Origin of the sequence: Staphylococcus simiae (assembly GCF_017357005.1) — a bacterium.
GTDB lineage: Bacteria > Bacillota > Bacilli > Staphylococcales > Staphylococcaceae > Staphylococcus > Staphylococcus simiae_A.
The window spans coordinates 1,081,310-1,103,248 of record NZ_CP071589.1 but is presented as its reverse complement, the minus strand read 5'-3'; the positions used below and the strand labels follow the sequence as shown (position 1 = coordinate 1,103,248).

At 32.8% G+C, this 21,939-nt stretch carries 18 protein-coding genes; 2 read left to right on the top strand and 16 right to left on the bottom strand.

What is annotated here, in order from left to right; all coding sequences use genetic code 11:
- Window positions 1-681 precede the first annotated feature (681 nt).
- The 6 genes from pknB to J3R86_RS04980 are packed head-to-tail and all read right to left on the bottom strand — an operon-like array spanning window position 682 to window position 7,267.
- The gene (gene pknB, locus J3R86_RS05005) at window positions 682-2,706 is read right to left on the bottom strand and encodes a Stk1 family PASTA domain-containing Ser/Thr kinase (protein ID WP_207518319.1); all 2,025 of its coding nucleotides are present in this window, start codon (window positions 2,704-2,706) and stop codon (window positions 682-684) included.
- Window positions 2,703-3,446 (bottom strand): Stp1/IreP family PP2C-type Ser/Thr phosphatase, encoded by a 744-nt coding sequence (locus J3R86_RS05000; RefSeq protein ID WP_207518318.1) that lies wholly within the window; start codon window positions 3,444-3,446, stop codon window positions 2,703-2,705. Before J3R86_RS05000 ends, pknB begins: the two co-directional genes overlap by 4 nt.
- A gap of 6 nt (window positions 3,447-3,452) precedes the next feature.
- On the bottom strand, window positions 3,453-4,547 hold the full coding sequence (gene rlmN, locus J3R86_RS04995) for a dual-specificity RNA methyltransferase RlmN (protein ID WP_207518317.1): 1,095 nt from the start codon (window positions 4,545-4,547) through the stop codon (window positions 3,453-3,455).
- A 2-nt stretch (window positions 4,548-4,549) separates the two neighbouring features.
- On the bottom strand, window positions 4,550-5,857 hold the full coding sequence (gene rsmB, locus J3R86_RS04990; RefSeq protein WP_207518316.1) for a 16S rRNA (cytosine(967)-C(5))-methyltransferase RsmB: 1,308 nt from the start codon (window positions 5,855-5,857) through the stop codon (window positions 4,550-4,552).
- Window positions 5,854-6,786, bottom strand: a complete 933-nt coding sequence (gene fmt, locus J3R86_RS04985) for a methionyl-tRNA formyltransferase (protein ID WP_207518315.1) — start codon at window positions 6,784-6,786, stop codon at window positions 5,854-5,856. Before fmt ends, rsmB begins: the two co-directional genes overlap by 4 nt.
- Complete coding sequence (locus tag J3R86_RS04980) at window positions 6,779-7,267, bottom strand: peptide deformylase (protein ID WP_207518314.1); 489 nt, start codon at window positions 7,265-7,267, stop codon at window positions 6,779-6,781. Before J3R86_RS04980 ends, fmt begins: the two co-directional genes overlap by 8 nt.
- 212 nt (window positions 7,268-7,479) lie before the next feature.
- Between J3R86_RS04980 and J3R86_RS04975 the strand changes: the two genes are divergently transcribed.
- Window positions 7,480-7,683 (top strand): TM2 domain-containing protein, encoded by a 204-nt coding sequence (locus J3R86_RS04975; protein ID WP_002462588.1) that lies wholly within the window; start codon window positions 7,480-7,482, stop codon window positions 7,681-7,683.
- A 51-nt stretch (window positions 7,684-7,734) separates the two neighbouring features.
- Here the strand turns inward: J3R86_RS04975 and priA are convergent, their stop codons facing one another.
- The 4 genes from priA to gmk all read right to left on the bottom strand — a co-directional run bounded on the left by priA (window position 7,735) and on the right by gmk (window position 13,015).
- Window positions 7,735-10,143: a primosomal protein N' gene (gene priA / locus J3R86_RS04970; protein WP_207518313.1), complete on the bottom strand. Its 2,409-nt coding sequence runs from the start codon at window positions 10,141-10,143 to the stop codon at window positions 7,735-7,737.
- Window positions 10,143-11,342: a bifunctional phosphopantothenoylcysteine decarboxylase/phosphopantothenate--cysteine ligase CoaBC gene (gene coaBC / locus J3R86_RS04965; RefSeq protein WP_207518312.1), complete on the bottom strand. Its 1,200-nt coding sequence runs from the start codon at window positions 11,340-11,342 to the stop codon at window positions 10,143-10,145. The genes priA and coaBC overlap by 1 nt, the downstream gene beginning before the upstream one ends.
- A gap of 837 nt (window positions 11,343-12,179) precedes the next feature.
- Window positions 12,180-12,392, bottom strand: a complete 213-nt coding sequence (gene rpoZ, locus J3R86_RS04960) for a DNA-directed RNA polymerase subunit omega (RefSeq protein ID WP_002462181.1) — start codon at window positions 12,390-12,392, stop codon at window positions 12,180-12,182.
- The gene (gene gmk, locus J3R86_RS04955; RefSeq protein WP_207518311.1) at window positions 12,392-13,015 is read right to left on the bottom strand and encodes a guanylate kinase; all 624 of its coding nucleotides are present in this window, start codon (window positions 13,013-13,015) and stop codon (window positions 12,392-12,394) included. Before gmk ends, rpoZ begins: the two co-directional genes overlap by 1 nt.
- Before the next feature lie 306 nt (window positions 13,016-13,321).
- On the opposite strand from gmk, the gene J3R86_RS04950 reads away from it, so the two are divergent.
- The gene (locus J3R86_RS04950; protein WP_207518310.1) at window positions 13,322-15,022 is read left to right on the top strand and encodes an Rqc2 family fibronectin-binding protein; all 1,701 of its coding nucleotides are present in this window, start codon (window positions 13,322-13,324) and stop codon (window positions 15,020-15,022) included.
- 159 nt (window positions 15,023-15,181) lie between these two features.
- Here J3R86_RS04950 and J3R86_RS04945 read toward each other — a convergent pair whose 3' ends face one another.
- The 6 genes from J3R86_RS04945 to J3R86_RS04920 form a co-directional block, all read right to left on the bottom strand.
- On the bottom strand, window positions 15,182-15,583 hold the full coding sequence (locus J3R86_RS04945; RefSeq protein ID WP_207518309.1) for a VOC family protein: 402 nt from the start codon (window positions 15,581-15,583) through the stop codon (window positions 15,182-15,184).
- 445 nt (window positions 15,584-16,028) lie between these two features.
- Complete coding sequence (locus tag J3R86_RS04940) at window positions 16,029-16,232, bottom strand: hypothetical protein (RefSeq protein ID WP_207518308.1); 204 nt, start codon at window positions 16,230-16,232, stop codon at window positions 16,029-16,031.
- A 29-nt stretch (window positions 16,233-16,261) separates the two neighbouring features.
- A complete protein-coding gene (gene pyrE, locus J3R86_RS04935; protein WP_207518307.1) occupies window positions 16,262-16,873 on the bottom strand; it encodes an orotate phosphoribosyltransferase in 612 nt (203 codons plus the stop codon).
- Window positions 16,873-17,565, bottom strand: coding sequence for an orotidine-5'-phosphate decarboxylase (gene pyrF, locus J3R86_RS04930; protein WP_207518306.1), 693 nt, complete (start codon window positions 17,563-17,565; stop codon window positions 16,873-16,875). The genes pyrE and pyrF overlap by 1 nt, the downstream gene beginning before the upstream one ends.
- 107 nt (window positions 17,566-17,672) lie before the next feature.
- Window positions 17,673-20,846, bottom strand: a complete 3,174-nt coding sequence (gene carB / locus J3R86_RS04925; protein WP_207518305.1) for a carbamoyl-phosphate synthase large subunit — start codon at window positions 20,844-20,846, stop codon at window positions 17,673-17,675.
- Window positions 20,839-21,939 carry a carbamoyl phosphate synthase small subunit gene (locus J3R86_RS04920; RefSeq protein WP_207518304.1) on the bottom strand — a complete coding sequence of 367 codons (1,101 nt, stop codon included), beginning with the start codon at window positions 21,937-21,939 and terminating at the stop codon, window positions 20,839-20,841. Before J3R86_RS04920 ends, carB begins: the two co-directional genes overlap by 8 nt.

Sequence of the window (21,939 nt, the reverse complement as noted above, 5' to 3'; positions counted from 1 at the left end):
CATTGCTTGTAGAAACTGTTTAGCAGTTTCTCTATGTTGGGTCCCAATGCAATTGTTAGAGTTTCTGCTATCTTGATAGCTAGAAACTCTTATGCAGTTTATTATGAAATAATAAACTGTAATCCTTTTTTATATCAATTGTAATCCTTTATTTTTGATTTTTAATCTTTACTAGCTCTTGCCCAACCTTGCCCGTCTTGCATATTAAAGTAAAAATTTTAGTTATAAAATTTTTCTATGACGGGTTCCTGCATTGCTTGTTGAAACTGTTTCGCAGTTTCTCTATGTTGGGTCCCTTGCCCAGCTTGCACATTTAGAGCTAGTTATTTACTAGCTCTTATGCAGTTGCACTAATAGTGCCAACTGTAATCCTTTAAATTTTTCTATGACGGGTCCCAATGCGATTGTTAGAGTTTCTGCTGTCTTGATAGCTAGAGACTCTTATGCAGTTTATTATGAATTAATAAATAGAGAACCTTAAAAACTCTCTTAATAAGTCATTGATTAAAATGATTATTAAGAGAGTTTCATTATTACCACTCAGCAATACAAAAAACTAAGTAACTCGTGTATCTTAAATCAAATTGCATGACTAAAAATGTCACTTTACTTGAAATTAGCAACTTCGTTACTTAGTTTTAAATAGTTTTAATTTATTTTAATTATGTTCTTTAATTAATTTTACGCATCATCGTAGCTAACATCTTTATCAGCTACAATTTTACCATCGACTCTAACTGTATAACCAGCAGTTTTACCTTTTTCAATTTTAAGTGGTATATCAATCTTTTGATCACTTGTTATAGTAAAATCACTTTTAGCTGAAGTACCATTATTATCTTTATCTCTAATATATACTTTAACGGTTTGTGATTTGTTTTTCTTACCACTAAATGGCACATCCACTGATACAGAAGTACTTTTAACTTTATCACTATTAGAATCATTGTCAGAATCAGATTTTGATGAAGAATCTTTTTCTTCTCCTTTAGATACTTCAAATGAAATCGTTGACCCTTCATCTACGGATTTTGATTTAGGCGACTGCGAAATAACGTCTCCTTTATCAACATCATCATCATACACTTCTTTACTTACTACTTTAAAGCCTTTATTTTCTAAATCTTTCTTTGCTTTTGAAAATGACTTACCTTCATAATCATCTACATATACTTGTTTAGGTCCAAGTGACTCATAAATTTTTATGTCTGAATCATTTTTCTTAACTTTATTGTCAGCAGCAACGCTTTGATCAGCAATTTTACCTTCAGGAACATTGTGGCTATACATTTGTTCAACTGTAATATTTTTTAAACCAACTTCTTTAAGTTTATCTAAGGCTTCGTCTTTTGATAAGCCAATAACATTTGGCATTGTTACACGTTCGGGTCCTTTGGATATAACTACATCCACACTATTCCCACGCTCAATGCGTTCACCTTCATTAGGGTTAGTTTTAATAATTTCATTTTCAGCGTATTTATCACTGTAACTACGCGAAATTTTACCTAATTTTAATTTATGTTGATTGAAAATCGTTTCAGCTTCTTTAACTGTCTTTCCTAACACATTAGGTGTTTCTTCATATTTATTACCAAACATTGCCATACCGACAAATGATATTAATGCGACTACCAATAATACGAAAATCAATGAATATAAAATTATTTTTTTCTTAGATTTTTTCTTCTTTGGTCCAGTGTAAAGTGCTTCTTCTGACTGTTGAAATTGTTGATGATGTGCAGGACCTTCAACAATTGGTACTTGCATGGTTTGTTTTGTAACTTTTGGATTATTATTTAAATGATTGGCAATGTCTTCTTTAGAGTAACTAACTGCCTTAGTCTTCATTTTATCTAATTCATAAACTTCTTCTAGTGCCCTATTTTCATGAAGTACACTACTTAAATCATCTTTCATTTCTTGAATCGTTTTATAGCGATTTGTTTTATCTTTTTCAGTTGCTCGTAACACGACATTACTTAATGCTTGTGGCACATCATGTCGTACTGCTGTTGTTACATTGGGTACAGATTCTTGAATATGTTTAATTGCTATACTAACAGCTGTTTCGCCATTAAATGGTGGTTCACCTGTTAGCATTTCATATAACACAATACCTATTGAGTATATATCTGTTCCTTCATCAGTCGATTCACCTTTCGCCTGTTCTGGAGAAAAGTATTGCACTGTACCTAAGACATGGTTTGTTTGCGTAAAAGAAGTCTCACTAAGTGCTTTTGCAATACCAAAATCAAATATTTTCAACGTTTTGTGTTTATCTATTAATATGTTTTGAGGTTTTATATCTCTATGTACAATACGCATATCATGCGCTTCTTTAATTCCATTTAAAATTTGATTGGTAAAATTGATGGTAGTATCAATACTTAAAGGACCATGATTATGAATATATTCCGATAATGTTGGTCCTTCTATATATTCCATAACTAGAAAATAGCAATCATCTTCTTCGGCAACATCAATCATACTTACGATATTTTCATGTGATAGTTGAGAAGAGTTATGTACTTCACGCTCAAACCGCTTCAATGTGGCTTCTTTCTCACTTGGAGGAATAGATATAGCTTTAATGGCAACTTTCATATCTAAGACGGTATCCTCAGCAAGATATACCGTACTCATTCCGCCGCCACCAAGTTTATCTATAATTTTATATCGCTCGTTTATTATTTTACCTATCATACTTTATCACCTTCAATTGCTGCGACTATGAAAGTTATATTATCTTTCGAATGGTGATCCATCGCTAATTGCATTAAATGATTACCGTGCTCTTCTAGTGTTTGATCTTTTTTCAACTGACGTTGTATGTCATTGTCTTTAACATAATCAGTTAAACCATCAGAACAAAGCAACAAATAATCATAAAAGTTTAATCGTTTGATAAATAAATCTGGACTTACACGTTTATCTGTACCCATCACTTTAGTAATAATATTTCGTTGTGGATGCGTAAAGGCTTCTTCTTTAGAAATTTGACCAGTAAGTACTAAATGATTAACAAATGAATGATCACTTGTAATTTGATCAATTTGTCTACCATTAATAACATATGCCCTTGAATCACCAACGTTAGCTACTACTACAGATTTATCGAAAACAAGTGCACAGACACAAGTCGTTCCCATACCATTATATTCTGGGTTTTCTTGCGCATAGTGAAATAGTTGAAAATTGATATCTTTAATTTGTTGACGTAACCAATTTTCTGCTTGATGTTGTTCTATAAGATTTTCATTTTCAAAACGTTGTTGTAATTCAGAAGTTACAAATGAACTAGCTACTTCACCAGCTTTGTGACCACCCATTCCATCACATAGTACTAATAATTGTTGTTGTGTTTGATTATAGAAAATACCTCCAGCATCTTCATTTTTCTCTCGATGTTGTCCAGTATCAGTAAAAAATTGTGCCTCTAGCATTTATCTTTACCTCGTTTCTACTTGTCGTTCCTTTGCTCTTAATTGACCACATGCAGCGTCAATATCAGAACCTTGTTCACGACGAATTGTAGCATTAACTCCAAGTCGTTTAAGTTCTTTTTCAAATTTAAATATATCATCTTTTGGCGTCTTAACGTAATTTCTCTCAGGTACATGGTTAACAGGAATTAAGTTAACATGACAATTTAAACCTTTTATTAGATGTGCCAGTTCACGTGCGTGTTCTAGTTGATCATTTACGCCACCAAATAAGCCATATTCAAAAGTTACACGACGATTTGTTTTCTCTTGATAATATTTTATTGCTTCAATTAATTTTTCTACATTATATGCTCTATTAATAGGCATTAACCGTGAGCGAACTTCATCTTTTGCTGCATGTAAACTTACTGCAAAATTGATTTGAATATCTTCATCTGCAAAATCATAAATTCTCGGAATAATACCTGAAGTTGATACAGTTATATGACGTGCACCAATATTCAAACTATTATCATCATTAACAATTTTAAGGAAATCCATCATTTCATCATAATTTTCAAAAGGTTCACCAATGCCCATAATAACGATTTGAGATACACGTTCATTTGTCTCATCTAAAGCTTTTTGTACAGTGAGTACTTGTGACACGATCTCTCCGGCTTCTAAATTACGTTTTAAACCACCTAATGTAGAGGCACAAAACGTACAACCTATTCTACATCCTACTTGAGTCGTCACGCAGACAGAATTACCGTAATCATGTCTCATTAATACCGTTTCAATAGTATAACCGTCTTGTAATTCAAATAAAAATTTAATTGTTCCATCTCTACTTTCTTGTTTAACTACTGTAGTTAATGTAGTGACAGTAAAATTATCCTGTAGTAATTGACGTAAATCTTTTGATAAATTAGTCATGTCATCGATTGAATTAACACGTTTTTGATACAACCATTCAAATATTTGTTTAGCTCTAAATTTTTGTTGGCCATGCTCTACTAACCATTGTTGCATCTCATCGAACCTTAATGAATAAATTGATTGTTTGTCAAAATCAGGGAGGAATTTATTTTTCTTTTTCTTTTCTGTAGTAATCATGCTTATTGTTCCTTTCTTGTTATCTTTGTGATAAAGAATCCGTCTGAATTAAAATCTTGTGGCATTATTTGCATTGTCTTAACCATTTCTCCAGTCACAGGATGTTGGAAAGGTTCAAATTCAAAGTTTTTATTATTTTTTAAGAATGTATAAATGACATTGTCATTTTCTAATTGTTCTATTGTACATGTAGAATAGATTAAAGTACCACCTATTTTGACATTGTTTTTTACATTTTCTAATATTTCTAATTGTAAATCAACTAGTGACGCAATATGTTCTTTACTCTGTGTATATTTAATTTCAGGTTTATGTCTTAATACCCCTAGCCCACTACAAGGTGCATCGACTAAAACTTTATCATAGGTTTGTTGATATGGTTTTGTTGCATCATGTTGAAAAGCTTTGATATTATTCAAGCGTAATTTTTTAATATTATAATTAATCAAATCTATTTTATGCTCGTGAATGTCTGTAGCATCAACGTGACCTTCTGGCATTAATAATTCAGCTATATGACAAGCTTTTCCTCCAGGTGCACTACAAGCATCCAAAACATAGTCATGACGCTCTAATCCTATAATATGTCCAACAAACATTGAACTTTTATCTTGAATAGAAACAAAGCCATCTTTAAATGAGCGAGAATTGATAATTGGTTGTCCTGAAACATGTAGACAATATGGTAAGTCTTGATCTTGTTCAACCTCATATCCCTCATCTTGTAGTTTAGCGATAATATCCTCAATAGATGCACGTGTAATATTGGCTCTTACAGTTGTGTCATTTTGTTCCATGAATGATTGTAAAATTGCTTCTGTTTCTTCTAAACCATAATGTGTAACCCAATGATCAATAATCCATTTTGGCATACTATATTCTATAGCCATACGCTTTTTAGGGTCAGTAATATCTTCAAAATGAGGTAACTCACTGCGCATCATCGTTCTTAAGATACCATTTACAACATTGCCATTATGGTATCCTCCACGTTCTTTAGCAATTTCAACTGCTTCATTAATAATTGCATGATCAGGTACTTTATCTAAATATACATATTGATATATACTCATCCATAATAATTGTCTAACCCAAGCCTTTATTTTAGTTTGTACAAAAGGCTTCAAAAAGTAATCTAATGTATATTTACGTTTGACTGTTCCATAGACAATTTCTGTGAATAAGCCTTTATCCATCGCATTTAAGTCATTAGCTGATAATACTTCATTAATGCGAATATTACTATATGCACCATCATTCATAATATCTTGAATCGTATCAAAAGCGAGACTTCTTACTGTTTCTGTCATATTAATTTCTTCCCAACCAGTGATTCTTGTACACCACTTAAATAATTTGCTACTAACATGCGTTTCTTACCTGCAAGTTGCATATCTGTTATTGCAATTGCGTTATCATCAGCAGTTGCTACAATAATCGCTTTTTTAGTTGTTTCAATAATCGTTCCGGCAACACCTTGCTTACCGCTGACCAAATGAGCTTGATAAATTTTCAGATTCGTATCATCCATAGTTGTATAAGCAACTGGCCAAGGTGACAAACCTCTTATATGGTTAAATATTGTTCTTCCAGTTTGATCCCAATTAATACGTTCATCTTCTCTAGAAATATTAGACGCAAAAGTTGCCAAATCGTTATTTTGAGGGATACTATCATTGGTTCCATTTATAATAGAAGGTAATGTCTCTTTTAATAAATCTGCACCTAAAAAGCTAAGTTTTTCGTGCATCGTGCCAACGTTATCTTGGTCTTCAATATCAATGGCCTGTTGTGAAATAATGTTGCCAGCATCTAACTGTTTAACCATATACATAATTGTCACACCAGTTTGTTGTTGCCCATCGATAATTGCCTGATGGATTGGTGCACCTCCTCTATACTTAGGTAGCAGTGAAGCATGAACATTTATTGCACCTAGTTTAGGAGATTGTAATAAAGACTCTGGTAGTAATTGTCCAAATGCTGCTGTAACAATTAAATCTGCATTTAACTGTATTAATTGCTTTAATTCTTCAGATCCTGCTAATTTTTCAGGTTGATATACTGGAATGTCAAATTCCAACGCAACTTCCTTCACTGGTGGCGCTGTTAATACCTTTTTACGACCTACTGGACGATCTGGTTGTGTCACTACAGCTATAACGTTATACTCAGCAACTAGCATTTTTAAAATAGTAGTTGAAAAGTCGGGCGTCCCCATAAATATAATATTAGTCATTATTAAAATATGCCTCCAATTCTTTTTCAGTTAATATATGTTCAGCACGTTCTATAAAAGGTATACCATTTAATTGATCTATAGTGTGTAAAATCATTCGAGCTACATCATCATGTGCAGTTAATTCTACTTTATTACCATTGATATCGTAACTTTCTAAGACAATTAGTTTACTTCTAGTTACTCGGCCATACGTATCAGGAATCGTAATTGAACCTTCTAAATCTGTTTCTGTTTCCGCAGATTGACTGATTAATGTTGGATTAATTAATTGTAAAAGACCTTCCTCTTCCATATCTATCATCGCAACTTGTAAAGGTTGTCCAATTTGCGGTGCACAAAGACCTGCAGCATCATTGGCATACATAGTATCTTCAATATCTTGTAATAACTGCTGCAATGAGTTATCAAATTGTGTCACTCTATGTGCTTGTGTTGTTAATAAAGGATGGGCAGATGGAACTAATTTTTTTATGGCCATAACATAAACTCCTCAATAAAATTCATCAAACTATTATAACGTAAAATGATTAAAATTGCGACCAGTGCTAATATATTTAACTTATACAGAAAATATTGAATGTTAATCAATATAGGATTAATTTCCAAGCTGTTGGGTATAATATTATTGAAAGATATATTATTTATATATTAACGCACAATTTAATATTACATTTACAGGAGGCACTTTAAATGGAAGTAAACAAAATTATTTATATTCTATTAGCAATTTTTCTTGGTAGTTTCGGTGTCCATAAGTTTTATGCAGGAAAAAATATGCAAGGCATATTGCACCTTCTCTTCTTTTGGACAGGTATACCACATATCTTAGCTATTATTAGTGCAGTGTTAACATTATTCAGACCATCTGATGAAAATGGCAATATCATGATGTAATTATGAATAAAGACTTCAAACGGCCAAATTAAGGTCATTTGAAGTCTTTTTTTACATCATTAGCTGTGGATCAATGTCAATCTTTAAAGATAGCTTATCTTTAACATATTTCTCATGATAATAATCGTCTAAAAATTGAATTGCTTGAAGTAAACCAGGTTCACTTTTATATTTCACTAAAATTTGGAAACGATATTCATTATTTATACGGGCAAGTGCTGCAGGTGATGGACCAAGCACTAGTGCTCTATCAGTTAAATGTTGCAATAAAATTTGATGCACATGTTGGGAAGCTTCCATCACTTTTTTCATGTTTTGATGTGAAATAGTAAAATTAATTAAAAAATAATATGGTGGATATTTCCCTAATTTTCTATATTGCATCTCTTTATTATAAAAAGTTAAGTAATCATTCTTTTGAACATCTAAAATAGCATAATGATCTGGATTATATGTTTGTATAATTACTTGGCCTTCTTTGTCATGTCGGCCAGCTCGGCCAGCTACTTGAGTTAGTAATTGATATGTACGTTCACTCGCTCTAAAATCAGGCAAATTTAACATTGTATCAGCATTTAATACACCAACTAAAGTAATGTTGGGAAAATCTAGTCCTTTGGCAATCATTTGTGTACCAAGTAAAATATCACCTTTACCTTGTTCGAAATCTGTTAGTAACTTTTCGTGGGCACCCTTCCTAGAAGTTGTATCAACATCCATTCTTATAATGCGTGCCTGTTCAAATTCTTGTTGTAACAGTTCCTCTACTTTTTGAGTTCCTGTACCAACTTGGCGTATATGTTCACTTTCACAATTAGGACAAGTGTTTGGCGGTGTTTCTTGATAACCACAATAGTGACATTTTAATAAATCTGTTGTCTTGTGATAAGTTAGCGAAATATCACAATTAGGACATTGCGGAACATAGCCACAATCACGACATAACATAAATGAAGCATATCCTCGTCGATTTAAAAAGAGCACGATTTGTTCATTTTTGTCTAAACGTAATTGAATCGCTTGTCGTAATTCAGTTGAAAACATTGAGCGATTACCTTCACTTAATTCTTTACGCATATCCACAATATCTATGTCTGGTAATGCTTGATTATTAACCCGCCCTGGAAGTGTCAACAATTGATAGACACCTTTTTCAGCTCTAGCATAACTTTCGAGACAAGGTGTTGCACTACCTAAAATAACAGGACAATGATGATATTCACTACGCCATTGCGCAATTTCACGAGCATGATATCTCGGATAATCTTCTTGTTTATACGTAGATTCATGTTCTTCATCAATAATGATTAATCCTAAATTTTTAAATGGTGCGAAGACACTTGAACGTGCACCCACACTAACACGTGCTCTACCATCTCGAATTTTTTGCCACTCATCATAACGCTCTCCATTTGATAGCCCTGAATGTAAGACTGCGACATCATCACCGAATCGACGCTTAAAACGCAGAACCATTTGTGGCGTTAACGCTATTTCTGGTACTAACATCATTGCTTGTTTATCTTGATTCAACACATCTTCAATAGTTTGTAAATAGACCTCTGTTTTTCCTGATCCAGTGACGCCATGAAGTAAAAAAGTTCGTTGTTCATGAGCCACAATTTTTTCTTTTATTGCATTATAAGCGTGTTGTTGATCAGCTGTTAACTGTCGTTTATTTTCCTGCTCAAAAATACGATCTGCAAAGGGATCACGTTCAACAATGGCATCATATTTTTCGACGTAGCCTTTTTTGACTAAGCCATTTAAACTAGATTTTGAAAATCCCATATCATCTAAATCTGTTAAAAATACTGTTTTATGTCGTTCTTCAGTTAAATATGCGTATAAATCATACTGTTTAATATACTTTTCTAATTGAGCTAAAACGTCATCTGGATTAAAACCATCTATAATACGTGCTGCTTTCTTAGCTTTCTTTTTAATATTTTGAGATAAAATTGTTTCTTCCACCACTAGCTCTTGTTGTAATAAGTCGATTAATTCAGTTATATCATTGTTTTTCTGCGCGTCTTTATAATTATAATAACCATGTCGATCAAATCGTCGAGCTAAATGATCTGGGATTTCTACACCTTCTATTAATTTAAATGCTTTATGATATTTAGCTTTTATCGCACTTGGCAACATGACTTCTAACATTGAAATACGTTTAATCACATGTGTCGTACTCATCCATTCACTTAATTCAATGAGTTCAGGTGTTAATTCCGGTTTGATATCTTGGACTTCTTTAATTGCTTTTAATTTCGCTTGTTCAATATCTTCTGGTGGATCATTAACAATATCCATCACATAACCTTGTATTGTTCTAGGTCCAAATGGCACAATTACTCGTACACCTTTTTGAACAACAGATTCAAGATGTTCAGGAATAATATAATCAAATTTAAAATCGACACTTTTGGAAGGAATATCGACAATGACCTTTGCTATCATTATTGCCACCTAGTTTCTAATTCATCTAAAATTCGAGCTGCTAAAGCACTTTTACGACCTTTCTTAATATATATGTGCTGTCCATCTTTAAAGTGCATGGTCAATTCATTATCGTCTGAATTAAAGCCAATAGTTTGATCTCCGACATTATTTGAAATAATGACATCAGCATTTTTCTTGTGCAATTTTTGTTCAGCATATGCATCAACATCTTTAGTCTCTGCAGCAAAACCAACTAAAAATTGACTTGTTTTATGTTCACCTAAATATTTTAAAATATCTACAGTACGTTTAAATGTTACAGATAAGTCGCCATCTTGTTTCTTTAATTTATGTTCTAACACTTCTGACGGTGTATAATCAGACACTGCAGCGGCTTTAATAACCATATCTTGAAGTTCAAATTTATTTTTAACCACTTCAAACATTTCTTGTGCACTTTGCACATGAACCATCTTAACACCTGGTATATCTTCAAGTTGTGTTGGCCCTGTTACCAATGTGACATTAGCACCACGATTCATTAACGCTTGTGCAATAGCAAATCCCATCTTTCCTGATGAACGATTAGATACGAAGCGTACTGGGTCTATAACTTCTACAGTTGGCCCTGCTGTTACGAGAACATTTTTACCATTGAATGAACTCGTTACTCTACGTTGTTGTGTTTTAAAATAATCATCAATAATTGAAACAATAGTTAAAGGTTCCTCCATACGTCCTTTTGCTACATAACCACAAGCCAAATAACCACTACCTGGTTCAATAAAATGATAACCATCATTTTTTAAAACCTGCATATTGTGCTGTGTACGTTTGTTATTATACATATGCACATTCATTGCGGGAGCAATAAATGTCGGTGTTTCTGTAGCTAATAGTGTAGAAGTTACCATATCAACAGCTATACCAACACTTAATTTAGCTATTGTATTAGCAGTTGCAGGGGCAATAATAATGGCATCAGCCCAATCACCTAGTGCTACGTGCTGAATTTCATGAGGGTTTTCTTCAAGAAATGTATTGGTATAAACAACATTTCTACTAATGGCTTGAAATGCTAACGGTGTGACAAATTGTTGAGCATTTTCTGTAAGCATGACACGTACTTCGTATCCTGTTTGTGTTAGTTTACTAGTTAAATCAATCGCTTTATATGCAGCTATACCACCTGTCACTGCCAACAAAATTTTCTTCATATTCATTCTCCCTTTAAAACATGTTATCTACTATTATATATATTTAAACATTGAACATCATCATCGAACATCATCATCGTTCGTTATTAGAGCTAGTTAGATTTTTAATCTTTACTAGCTCTTGCCCAACTTGCATTGCCCGTAGAATTTCTTGGTGAAATTCTCTGTGTTGGGTCCCAATGCAATTGTTAGAGTTTCTGCTATCTTGATAGCTAGAAAATCTTATGCAGTTTATTATGAATTAATAAACTGTAAACCTTTGTCATAGCAAGCAATTGTAATCCTTTATTTTTGATTTTTAATCTTTACTAGCTCTTGCCCAACCTGCACATTATTGTAAAAATTCTTTGTTAAGAATTTTCTGTGTTGGGTTCCTTGCCCAACTTCCATTGTCCGTAGAATTTCTTGGTGAAATTCTCTTTGTTGGGTCCCAATGCAATTGTTAGAGTTTCTGCTTTCTTGATAGTTAGAAAATCTAATGCAGTTTATTATGAATTAATAAACTGTAAACCTTTGTCATAGCAAGCAATTGTAATCCTTTATTTTTGATGACGGGTGCCACTATCCTCGACAAAATTGACTAGGGTTTAACACATGAAGAATCATCATTAAAAACCAAATAATTAATGTCAATCTCTTCATTTATTACTAGGAAGCGCTGTTTGTAAGTGAACCATGTTTAGTCAAGATTAGTGAAATAGTCAAACACAAATTTATGTTTATTATACATTAAAAATTAGGTAAATTAAAAAGCAGTGCTTTAAATTGTAAAAAAACAAACCTAACATTTGTACAATGTAGGTTTGTTTGAAATTACATATTACGACTACTTATATCCTATCCGTAGTAATCGCTAGAAATAATTGGACGAATCTTGCCATCTGCAATTTCTTCTAGTGCTTTACCAACAGGTTTATATGAATGGTATTCTGTTAATAATGCTGTTTCAGGATGCTCATCTAATTCACGAGCTCTTTTTGCTGCTGTAGTTGCAATTAAATACTTTGATTTAATTTGTTCAGTTAATTGATTTAACGGTGGATTTAACATTACTTTTTAGCCTCCAATAACATCTTTCTATATTTTGCTTCTACACGTTCTCTTTTAAGGTGTTCAGCTTCTACTATACATTGAACTCTATTTTTTGCAAGTTCTACTTCATCATTAACAACAACATAATCATATAAATTCATCATTTCAACTTCTTTTTTAGCTTCATTTATACGACTTTGTATCTTTTCGCTTGATTCTGTACCTCTTCCCACTAAACGCTCACGTAAATGTTCTAAGCTTGGTGGAGCAAGGAAAATAAATAGTGCATCTGGAAATTTCTTTCTAACTTGTTTCGCACCTTCAACTTCAATTTCAAGAAACACATCATGACCTTCTGCCATAGTATCTTTAACGTACTGAACTGGTGTACCATAATAGTTACCAACATATTCGGCATATTCAATAAATTGATCATCTTTAATTAAAGCTTCAAATTCATCTTTCGTCTTAAAAAAGTAATCTACGCCATCCACTTCACCGTCACGCATTTGACGTGTCGTCATTGAAATAGAATACTTATATGATGTAGTTGGATCCTCAAATATGCTCTTTCTTACAGTTCCTTTACCAACACCTGAAGGACCTGAAAGAACGATTAACAATCCTTTTTCATTTTCCATGCCTTACGACCTCTCTAAGCTAATCTTCTATATTTAAATATAATATCATATTGTTCTTGATATTGTATAGCATATTTAAAAGACTAAGACATAATTTCTAATTTAAAAATTTAATACGATTGAGATAAATTTTTAATAAATTTTAGCTTGTATATTGGCAACATCATAATTATCGAACGATTAGCATTATAATTAACATAGTTGGCAAACATTGACAGCTTTCGTATTAGTTCAAAAACTATACGATAAATAGCGTGCATGTTAAAATGATTTGAATGAAAGATTATAAAAGGTGGAATATATACTATGGCATACGATGGTTTATTTACAAAAAAAATGGTGGAATCTTTACAATTTTTAATTTCTGGGCGCATCCATAAAATTAATCAACCAGATAACGATACAATCATAATGGTTGTGCGACAAAATCGTCAAAATCACCAATTATTATTATCAATTCACCCAAGCTTTTCAAGATTACAGCTGACAAATAAAAAATATGATAATCCATTTAATCCACCTATGTTTGCACGTGTTTTTCGTAAACACTTAGAAGGTGGTATCATCGAAGATATTCGTCAAATAGGTAATGACCGACGTGTCGAAATCGATATTAAAAGTAAAGATGAAATTGGCGATACGACTTATCGTACCGTTATATTAGAAATCATGGGTAAACATAGTAATTTAATATTAGTAGATGAAAATCATAAAATTATCGAAGGCTTTAAGCACTTAACGCCTAATACAAATCTTTATCGTACTGTAATGCCTGGTTTTAAATATGAAGCACCACCTACTCAGCATAAAGTTAATCCTTATGACGTGACTGGTAGAGAAGTCTTGCAATATATAGATTTTAATAGCGGTAATATTGCGAAACAGTTATTAAATCACTTTGAAGGTTTCAGTCCCCTTATTACTAATGAAATAGTAAGTCGTCGCCATTTTATGACAACCGAAACCTTGCCAGAAGCATTTGATGAAGTAATGGCTGAGACGACACTAGAGCCTACTCCAGTTTTCCATAAAAATCATGATAGTGGTAAAGAAGATTTCTATTTTATGAAGTTAAATCAATTTTATGATGATATAGTCATCTATGATTCTTTAAATGATTTATTAGACCGTTATTTTGATGCTCGTGGTGAACGTGAAAGAGTTAAACAACGTGCGAATGACTTAGTTAAATTTGTACAACAACAGTTACACAAATATCAAAATAAATTATCTAAATTAATAGATGAATATGAACATGCTAAAAATAAAGATACTGAGCAACTTTACGGAGAATTAATTACGGCGAATATTTATCGTATTAAACAAGGTGATAAAGAAGTTGTAGCAACAAATTATTATACCGATGAAGAAATAACAATTCCTTTAAATCCTACTAAGTCACCTGCAGCTAATGCTCAGTATTATTATAAACAATACAATCGTATGAAAACGCGTGAGCATGAATTAACACATCAAATTAATTTAACTAGAGAAAATATCGATTATTTTAGTAATATCGAGCAACAATTACAACATATCACTGTGTCTGAAATAGATGATATTAGAGATGAACTTGCTGAACAAGGCTTTATGAAGCAACGTAAAAATGCCACAAAAAAGAAAAAAGAGCAAATACAATTGCAAGAATATGTTTCAAGTGATGGTGATACTATATTAGTAGGTAAGAATAACAAACAAAATGATTATTTAACTAATAAAAAAGCGAAGAAGTCATATATTTGGTTGCATACTAAAGATATACCTGGGTCACATGTAGTCATTTTAAATGATGATCCAAGTGAAGAAACGATTAAAGAAGCGGCGATGTTGGCAGGTTACTTTTCAAAAGCAGGAAACTCTGGACAAATACCTGTAGACTACACATTGATTAAACACGTTCATAAACCATCAGGAGCTAAACCTGGGTTTGTAACTTACGATAACCAAAAAACGCTTTATGCAACACCAGACTATGAACATATTCAACAAATGCGTGTAAAAAAATAAAGCGCCTTGGAACATAATCATTCCAGGCTTAAATTCAATCATTTGGCAGTAACTGTCTGGTTTGTAAAATGGTGATAAACCAACGTTTTACAAACCTAGTCAGTCTTGCCGGGGTGGGATTACGAAATAAATTTTATTTCTATCCCACCCCCATTTTTATTATTCTGGTAATGCTAGTTGAAAACTGACACCAAATTTGTCTTGTACCCATGCAAATTCTCTATACGGTGGCATTTCAGTTTTAGGCATTAATATTGCCCCTTCTTTCTTCAAACCGTTAAATAAGCGCTCCATTTCTAATGTATCCTTAACGGTTACAAATAAGGAAATAGCAGGATTCATTGGTAATTCAGTGCCACTATTTGCGTCTATTGCCATAAACACTTGTCCATTTAATGTAAAAATAGAATGTTGAACTGTACCAGGATCTCCAGGACCATGGTCACCATACTTTGCCATCGTAATAATCTCGCTATCTTCAAATAAACTTGTATATAATTTTACAGCTTCTTCTGCTTGATTATTAAACATTAAAAATGTTGTGATTTTTGGGATTTCCATTTATAACCCTCCAACTTTGCCATTAATTTCTTTCATTATTAGTTTAACACGACTTGATCCTGTTTGTAGAACAATACATTTAAAATGTCATTCATTCAAATAGTTATATTAATTACTATGAAACTACTTTAGTAAATTAAACAATTTAAACTTAGATACATACCACGATACAATATAATGACCTAACATAAGAGATTACATTTCGCTTTATTTTGCTTTTCTATTATAATACTAAATAAGCAATAAGGAGGCTTTATTATGTTACATTATGTTATTCCCATCTTAGCATTACTCATCGTATTACTCATTGGTTGGATACTGGTAAAATTAATTATCCGCTAATATTCAGTTTATAATAATAAAAGCTATAATAACTGTCTTCAAAGAAGTATTTAATACACTTTATTGAAGATGTTATTATAGCTTTTTTAGATACTATTAATTTTTAAATGTGACCTTGATCGCGTAAGATATTTTTGACATGTTTAAATAAGTCTTCATTGTCATTTTTATCGAATTGTACGTCGTTCATTTCAGCTTCACTTTGTTGAACGTGTTCTTTAGGTTGGTTGGAATCGTTTGAATGATTAATAAATTCATTGCAATGTTTAATTTTAGCATATAAATTCTTAGTTTGTTGTTCATTCATGTTAAACATTCCCCTTTCTAAAGACTATCTTATGCTAAGTTGTCTCTCCATTCAACTAATGTCTTAATATCATCTTTCGTAATCTTGCCTTCGTCTTCAGCAACTTCAATTAATTCATTGTAATTACTTAATGTATAGAATGGTAGATCTGCATTTTTAAAAGTATCATCTGCTTTTTTTAAACCGTATGTGAAAATTGCTATGACACCAAGAACATCAGCACCGGCTTCTTTTAATGCGTCGACAGCAGTAATTGATGAGCCACCTGTAGAAATTAAATCTTCTACAACAACCACTTTTTTACCCTTACTGTTTGCACCTTCAATTTGATTTTGTTTACCATGACTTTTACTTGATGAACGTACATAGTTCATTGGTAATTTTAATTCTTCTGCAATAAAAGCTGCATGAGGAATACCAGCCGTTGCTGTACCTGAAATAATTTCTACATCTGGGAATTGTGCTTCAATTAATTTAATTAAACCATCACGAATAGCACCACGAACTAATGGGTAACCTAAAGTAACACGATTATCACAATAAATTGGAGATTTGATTCCTGAACTCCAAGTATATAAATCATTAGGTGATAGTGTCACCGCTTCTATATCTAATAATGCTTTTGCTATTGCTTTTGCCATTATGATAACCAACTTTCTTTAATAATTTGATAACTTTTAACAGGATCGTCGCTTTGCGTAATTGGTCGACCAACTACTATGTGAGTAGATCCTAATTGTCTTGCTTGTTCTGGTGTAGTAATTCTATGTTGATCATCTTTTGATGAACCTTGAGGTCTAATACCTGGTGTCACTTTCATAAAATCTACGCCTAAATGATTTGTTAATAATTTACTTTCTAATGGCGAACATACAACGCCATCTAAGCCAGCTTGTTTCGCTAATGAGGCATAGTTTAACACTGCATCTTCGATAGATGTTTGAATATTTTGCTCGTTATGAAGCATGTCTTCTGTTGTTGATGTTAATTGTGTGACAGCAATAATTTTAGTATTTTTATTATATTTTCTAAGACCTTGTAGAGCTTGCATCATCATTAATGTACCACCTGCTGCGTGAACATTAACTAAATCAACATTTAATTTAGCCAAACCTTCCATCGCTTTACCAACAGTATGAGGAATATCATGTAATTTTAAATCTAAGAAGATATCATGTCCTCTAGATTTTACTGATTTAATCAGATCCGGCCCTTCCTGATAAAATAATTCCATACCAATTTTCACGAATAAAGGCTCATCAAATAAATCTAAAAACTGGTTCACTTTTTCTTTTGATTCAAAATCTAAGGCAATTATCGGTAAATCTTTCATCATATTCTCTCCTAAATTAATTAGTGTCTATTGCTTGGAGAGATTGCTGATCAAAACTACATTAAGTATAAAGCAACCTCTTAAAGAATTAATGTCATCTTATCATCTTACATTTCACGCATTGTAAATGTCATACTTTCAATTACACTAGTTAGCGCATTGGCAGTATCTAACGATGTTAAACATGGAATACCATTTTCGACAGTTGTACGTCTGATTTGGAAACCATCACGTTCTACTTCTTTTCCCTTTGTCATCGTATTGATAACAATTTGAACATCACCTTGTTGAATGCGCGTTAATAAATCATCATCTCCGCCTATTTTTCCTACAACTTCAACAGGTATATGATCTTTTTTAATTCTATCCGCCGTACCTGATGTTGCTAATATTTTATAACCCACTTCATTTAAGCGGTGTGCTATTTTGACAATATCATCTTTATCTTTATCACTTACAGTAATTAACACTGTACCATGATCTTTTATTTCAACACCACTACCAGTTAACCCTTTGTATAGCGCCTTTTCTAATGTCTCATCTTTACCCATCACTTCACCAGTTGATTTCATTTCTGGTCCTAATGTAATGTCGACATTTTTTAATTTATTAAAACTAAATACCGGTGCTTTAACAAAGACACCGTCAGCATATGGTTGAACCCCTTCTTTATAACCCATTGCCGTTAATTTTTCTCCCATGATTGCTCTCATAGCAAGTTGCGCCATTGGAATATCCGTTATTTTACTTAAAAATGGTACTGTTCTACTTGAACGAGGATTCACTTCTAAGACATAAACACCATCATGCGCAATAACGAATTGAATATTAATCAAACCAATGATATCTAAACCTTTAGCCAGTTTAATTGTATAATCTTCAAGTGTGTCTAACTCTTCATTTGATAACGTTTGCGGAGGATAAACTGTAATTGAATCTCCACTGTGAACACCTGCACGTTCAATATGCTCCATAATACCCGGTATAATTACACTTTCACCATCACAAATCGCATCAACTTCAATTTCTTTACCTGTTAAATATCTATCTACAAGTACAGGATGCTCAGGACTTGCTTTAACTGCTTGTGTCATATAATTTTCAAGCTCTTCATCATTATCTACAATTTCCATAGCACGACCACCTAAAACGTACGATGGTCTGACTACAACAGGGTAACCAATTTCTTTAGCATTAGCTAAAGCTTCTTGAGGAGAAGTAGCTGTTTTACCTTGTGGTTGTGGCACATTAATGCGACGTAATAATTCTTCAAATTCTTTACGGTCCTCAGCTCTATTAAGATTTTCTAATGAAGTTCCTAATACTGTCACTCCATGTTTCGCCAATTTATCTGCTAAGTTGATTGCTGTTTGACCACCAAATTGAACAACGACGCCTTTAGGCTGTTCTAAATTAATGATATTCATGACATCTTCTTCAGTTAATGGTTCAAAATAAAGTTTATCTGAAATTGAAAAGTCTGTGGAAACTGTTTCTGGATTATTATTAACAATGATTGCCTCATACCCAGCTTGTTGGATTGCCCAAACTGCGTGGACTGTAGCATAGTCAAATTCTACACCTTGACCAATGCGGATCGGTCCTGAACCAAGTACTAATATTTTTTCTTTGTCAGTAACGATAGACTCATTTTCACTTTCATAAGTACCATAATAATAAGGCGTTGTAGATTCAAATTCTGCAGCACACGTATCAACCATTTTATAAACCGGTTTAATATCATTTGCCATACGTAATTGATATACTTCCTCTTCTGTCATATCAAAACGATGTGCAATCGTTTTATCACTAAATCCATAATCTTTAGCATATTTTAAATATGCTAAATCACCTTGATGTGCTTTTAATTCATGCTCGATGTTGATTATATTTTGGAATTTATGTAAAAAGAAATAATCAATTTGCGTCATGTCATGTATTTCTTTTAATGATGTGCCACGACGAATCGCTTCACCAATGAAAAATAGTCTTTCGTCATCTTGGTGAGAAATTCGTTCCTTAATGTAATCAATATCAAAACTTTCTCCATTCGGTAGTCCTAAATGATGCACACCATATTCCAATGAGCGAATGGCTTTTAATAAAGATTCTTCATATGTACGACCAATAGCCATGACTTCACCAGTTGCTTTCATTTGTGTACCTAATTCACGCTCTCCCTTTTCAAATTTGTCAAATGGAAATCGTGGAATTTTAGAAATGACATAATCTAAAGTTGGTTCAAATGCAGCATAAGATGTACCTGTTATCGGGTTAAGCATTTCATCTAGTGTCAAGCCAACAGCTATTTTTGCTGCTAATTTGGCAATTGGGTATCCTGTAGCTTTAGAAGCTAACGCTGACGAACGTGATACACGTGGATTAACTTCTATAATGTAGTAATCAAACGATTGTGGATCTAAAGCTAATTGGACATTACATCCACCTTCAATACCTAACGCTCTAATCACTTTCAATGACACATCTCTGAGCATTTGATACTCAACATCTGATAACGTTTGGCTCGGGGCCACAACGATTGAATCCCCTGTATGAATACCAACTGGATCTATATTTTCCATATTACATACTACGATAGCATTATCGTTTTTATCACGCATCACTTCATATTCTATTTCTTTGAATCCAGCGATTGATTTTTCAAGTAGGCATTGTGTTGCTGGACTATAATGTAGCCCATTAGAAACTATTTCTAACAACTCTTCATCATTATGGCAAATACCGCCACCAGTCCCTCCCATTGTAAACGCAGGTCTTACAATTAAAGGATAACCAACTTGTTCTTTAAATTTGAATGCTTGTTCTACTGTATTAACGATATCACTTTCTGGTACAGGAACATTTAAATCATTCATTAAAGTTCTAAATAATTCTCTGTCTTCTGCTTGTTGAATAGAGGTTAATTCTGTTCCTAATAACTGCACATGATTAGCCTGTAAGACGCCACTATCATGCAGTTGAATTGCCATATTCAAACCAGTTTGACCACCTAAAGTGGGCAATAATGCATCTGGCTGTTCTTTACGAATGATACGCGCGATAAAATCATGTGTTAATGGCTCAATATAAACTTTATCGGCAATTTCTTTATCAGTCATAATAGTTGCAGGATTTGAGTTAACTAGAATGACTCTATACCCTTCTTCTTTTAAAGCTAGGCAAGCTTGTGTACCAGCATAATCAAATTCTGCAGCTTGACCGATAATAATTGGACCTGAACCTATTACTAAAATAGTATGAATATCATTACGTTTAGGCATGTGTTTGACTCCCCTTTTCTTTTGCATTGTTCATCATAGTTACAAAATCATCAAATAAGTAATTGGAATCTGTAGGACCTGGATTTGCTTCTGGATGATATTGTACAGAAAAAGCAGGTAATGTCTTATGACGTAATCCTTCAACCGTTCCATCATTCAAAGCAATATGTGTTACCTCTAAGTCTGTATTTTCAAGTGATGCTTTATCAATCGCATATCCATGATTTTGACTAGTGATATCTACTTTTCCTGATTGTAGATGTTTCACTGGATGATTTGCACCCCTATGTCCAAATTTCATCTTAAATGATGTCGCACCTTGAGATAAGGCAAACAATTGATGTCCAAGGCATATACCAAAGAATGGAATTTTACCTAAAATACCTTTAATCATTTTTATTGCGCATTCAACTACTTCAGGATTTCCTGGTCCATTTGATAACATAACACCATCTGGTGACATAGCTAATATGTCTTCAGCAGTGGTATCAAATGGTACGACTGTTACATTACAGCCTCTAATATTTAATTCTCTAACAATATTTTGTTTCTTTCCAAAATCGACTAACACTACATTTAAATTTTGACCCGTGGAAACATAGGGTGTCTTTGTTGACACACTTTCAACTTCATTTTTTGGTAAGTCAACATTTTGTAATTGTTTAATTAAACTATCGATGTCTGCTTTATCATCAGTAAATCCTGCTTTTAATACACCATGTTGACGTATTTTGCGTGTAATACTTCTAGTATCTACTCCTGATATACCAGGAATTTGATGCAACACTAGAACGTCATGCAGTGTTTTTTGTTGTCTAAAATTACTTGGATGTGTGCTAGCTTCTTTAACTACAATACCGTTTAAAGTCGGAACTAATGATTCAAAATCATCACGATTAATACCATAATTGCCTATTAAAGGATAAGTGAAAGTAATAATTTGACCTGTATATGATGGATCAGATATCGTTTCTTGATACCCTGTCATTGCTGTATTAAATACAATTTCACCTATTTTTAAATTATCAGATCCTAAACGATATCCTTCGTAGTATGAGCCATCTTCTAACACTAAATAACGTTTTTGTTGCAT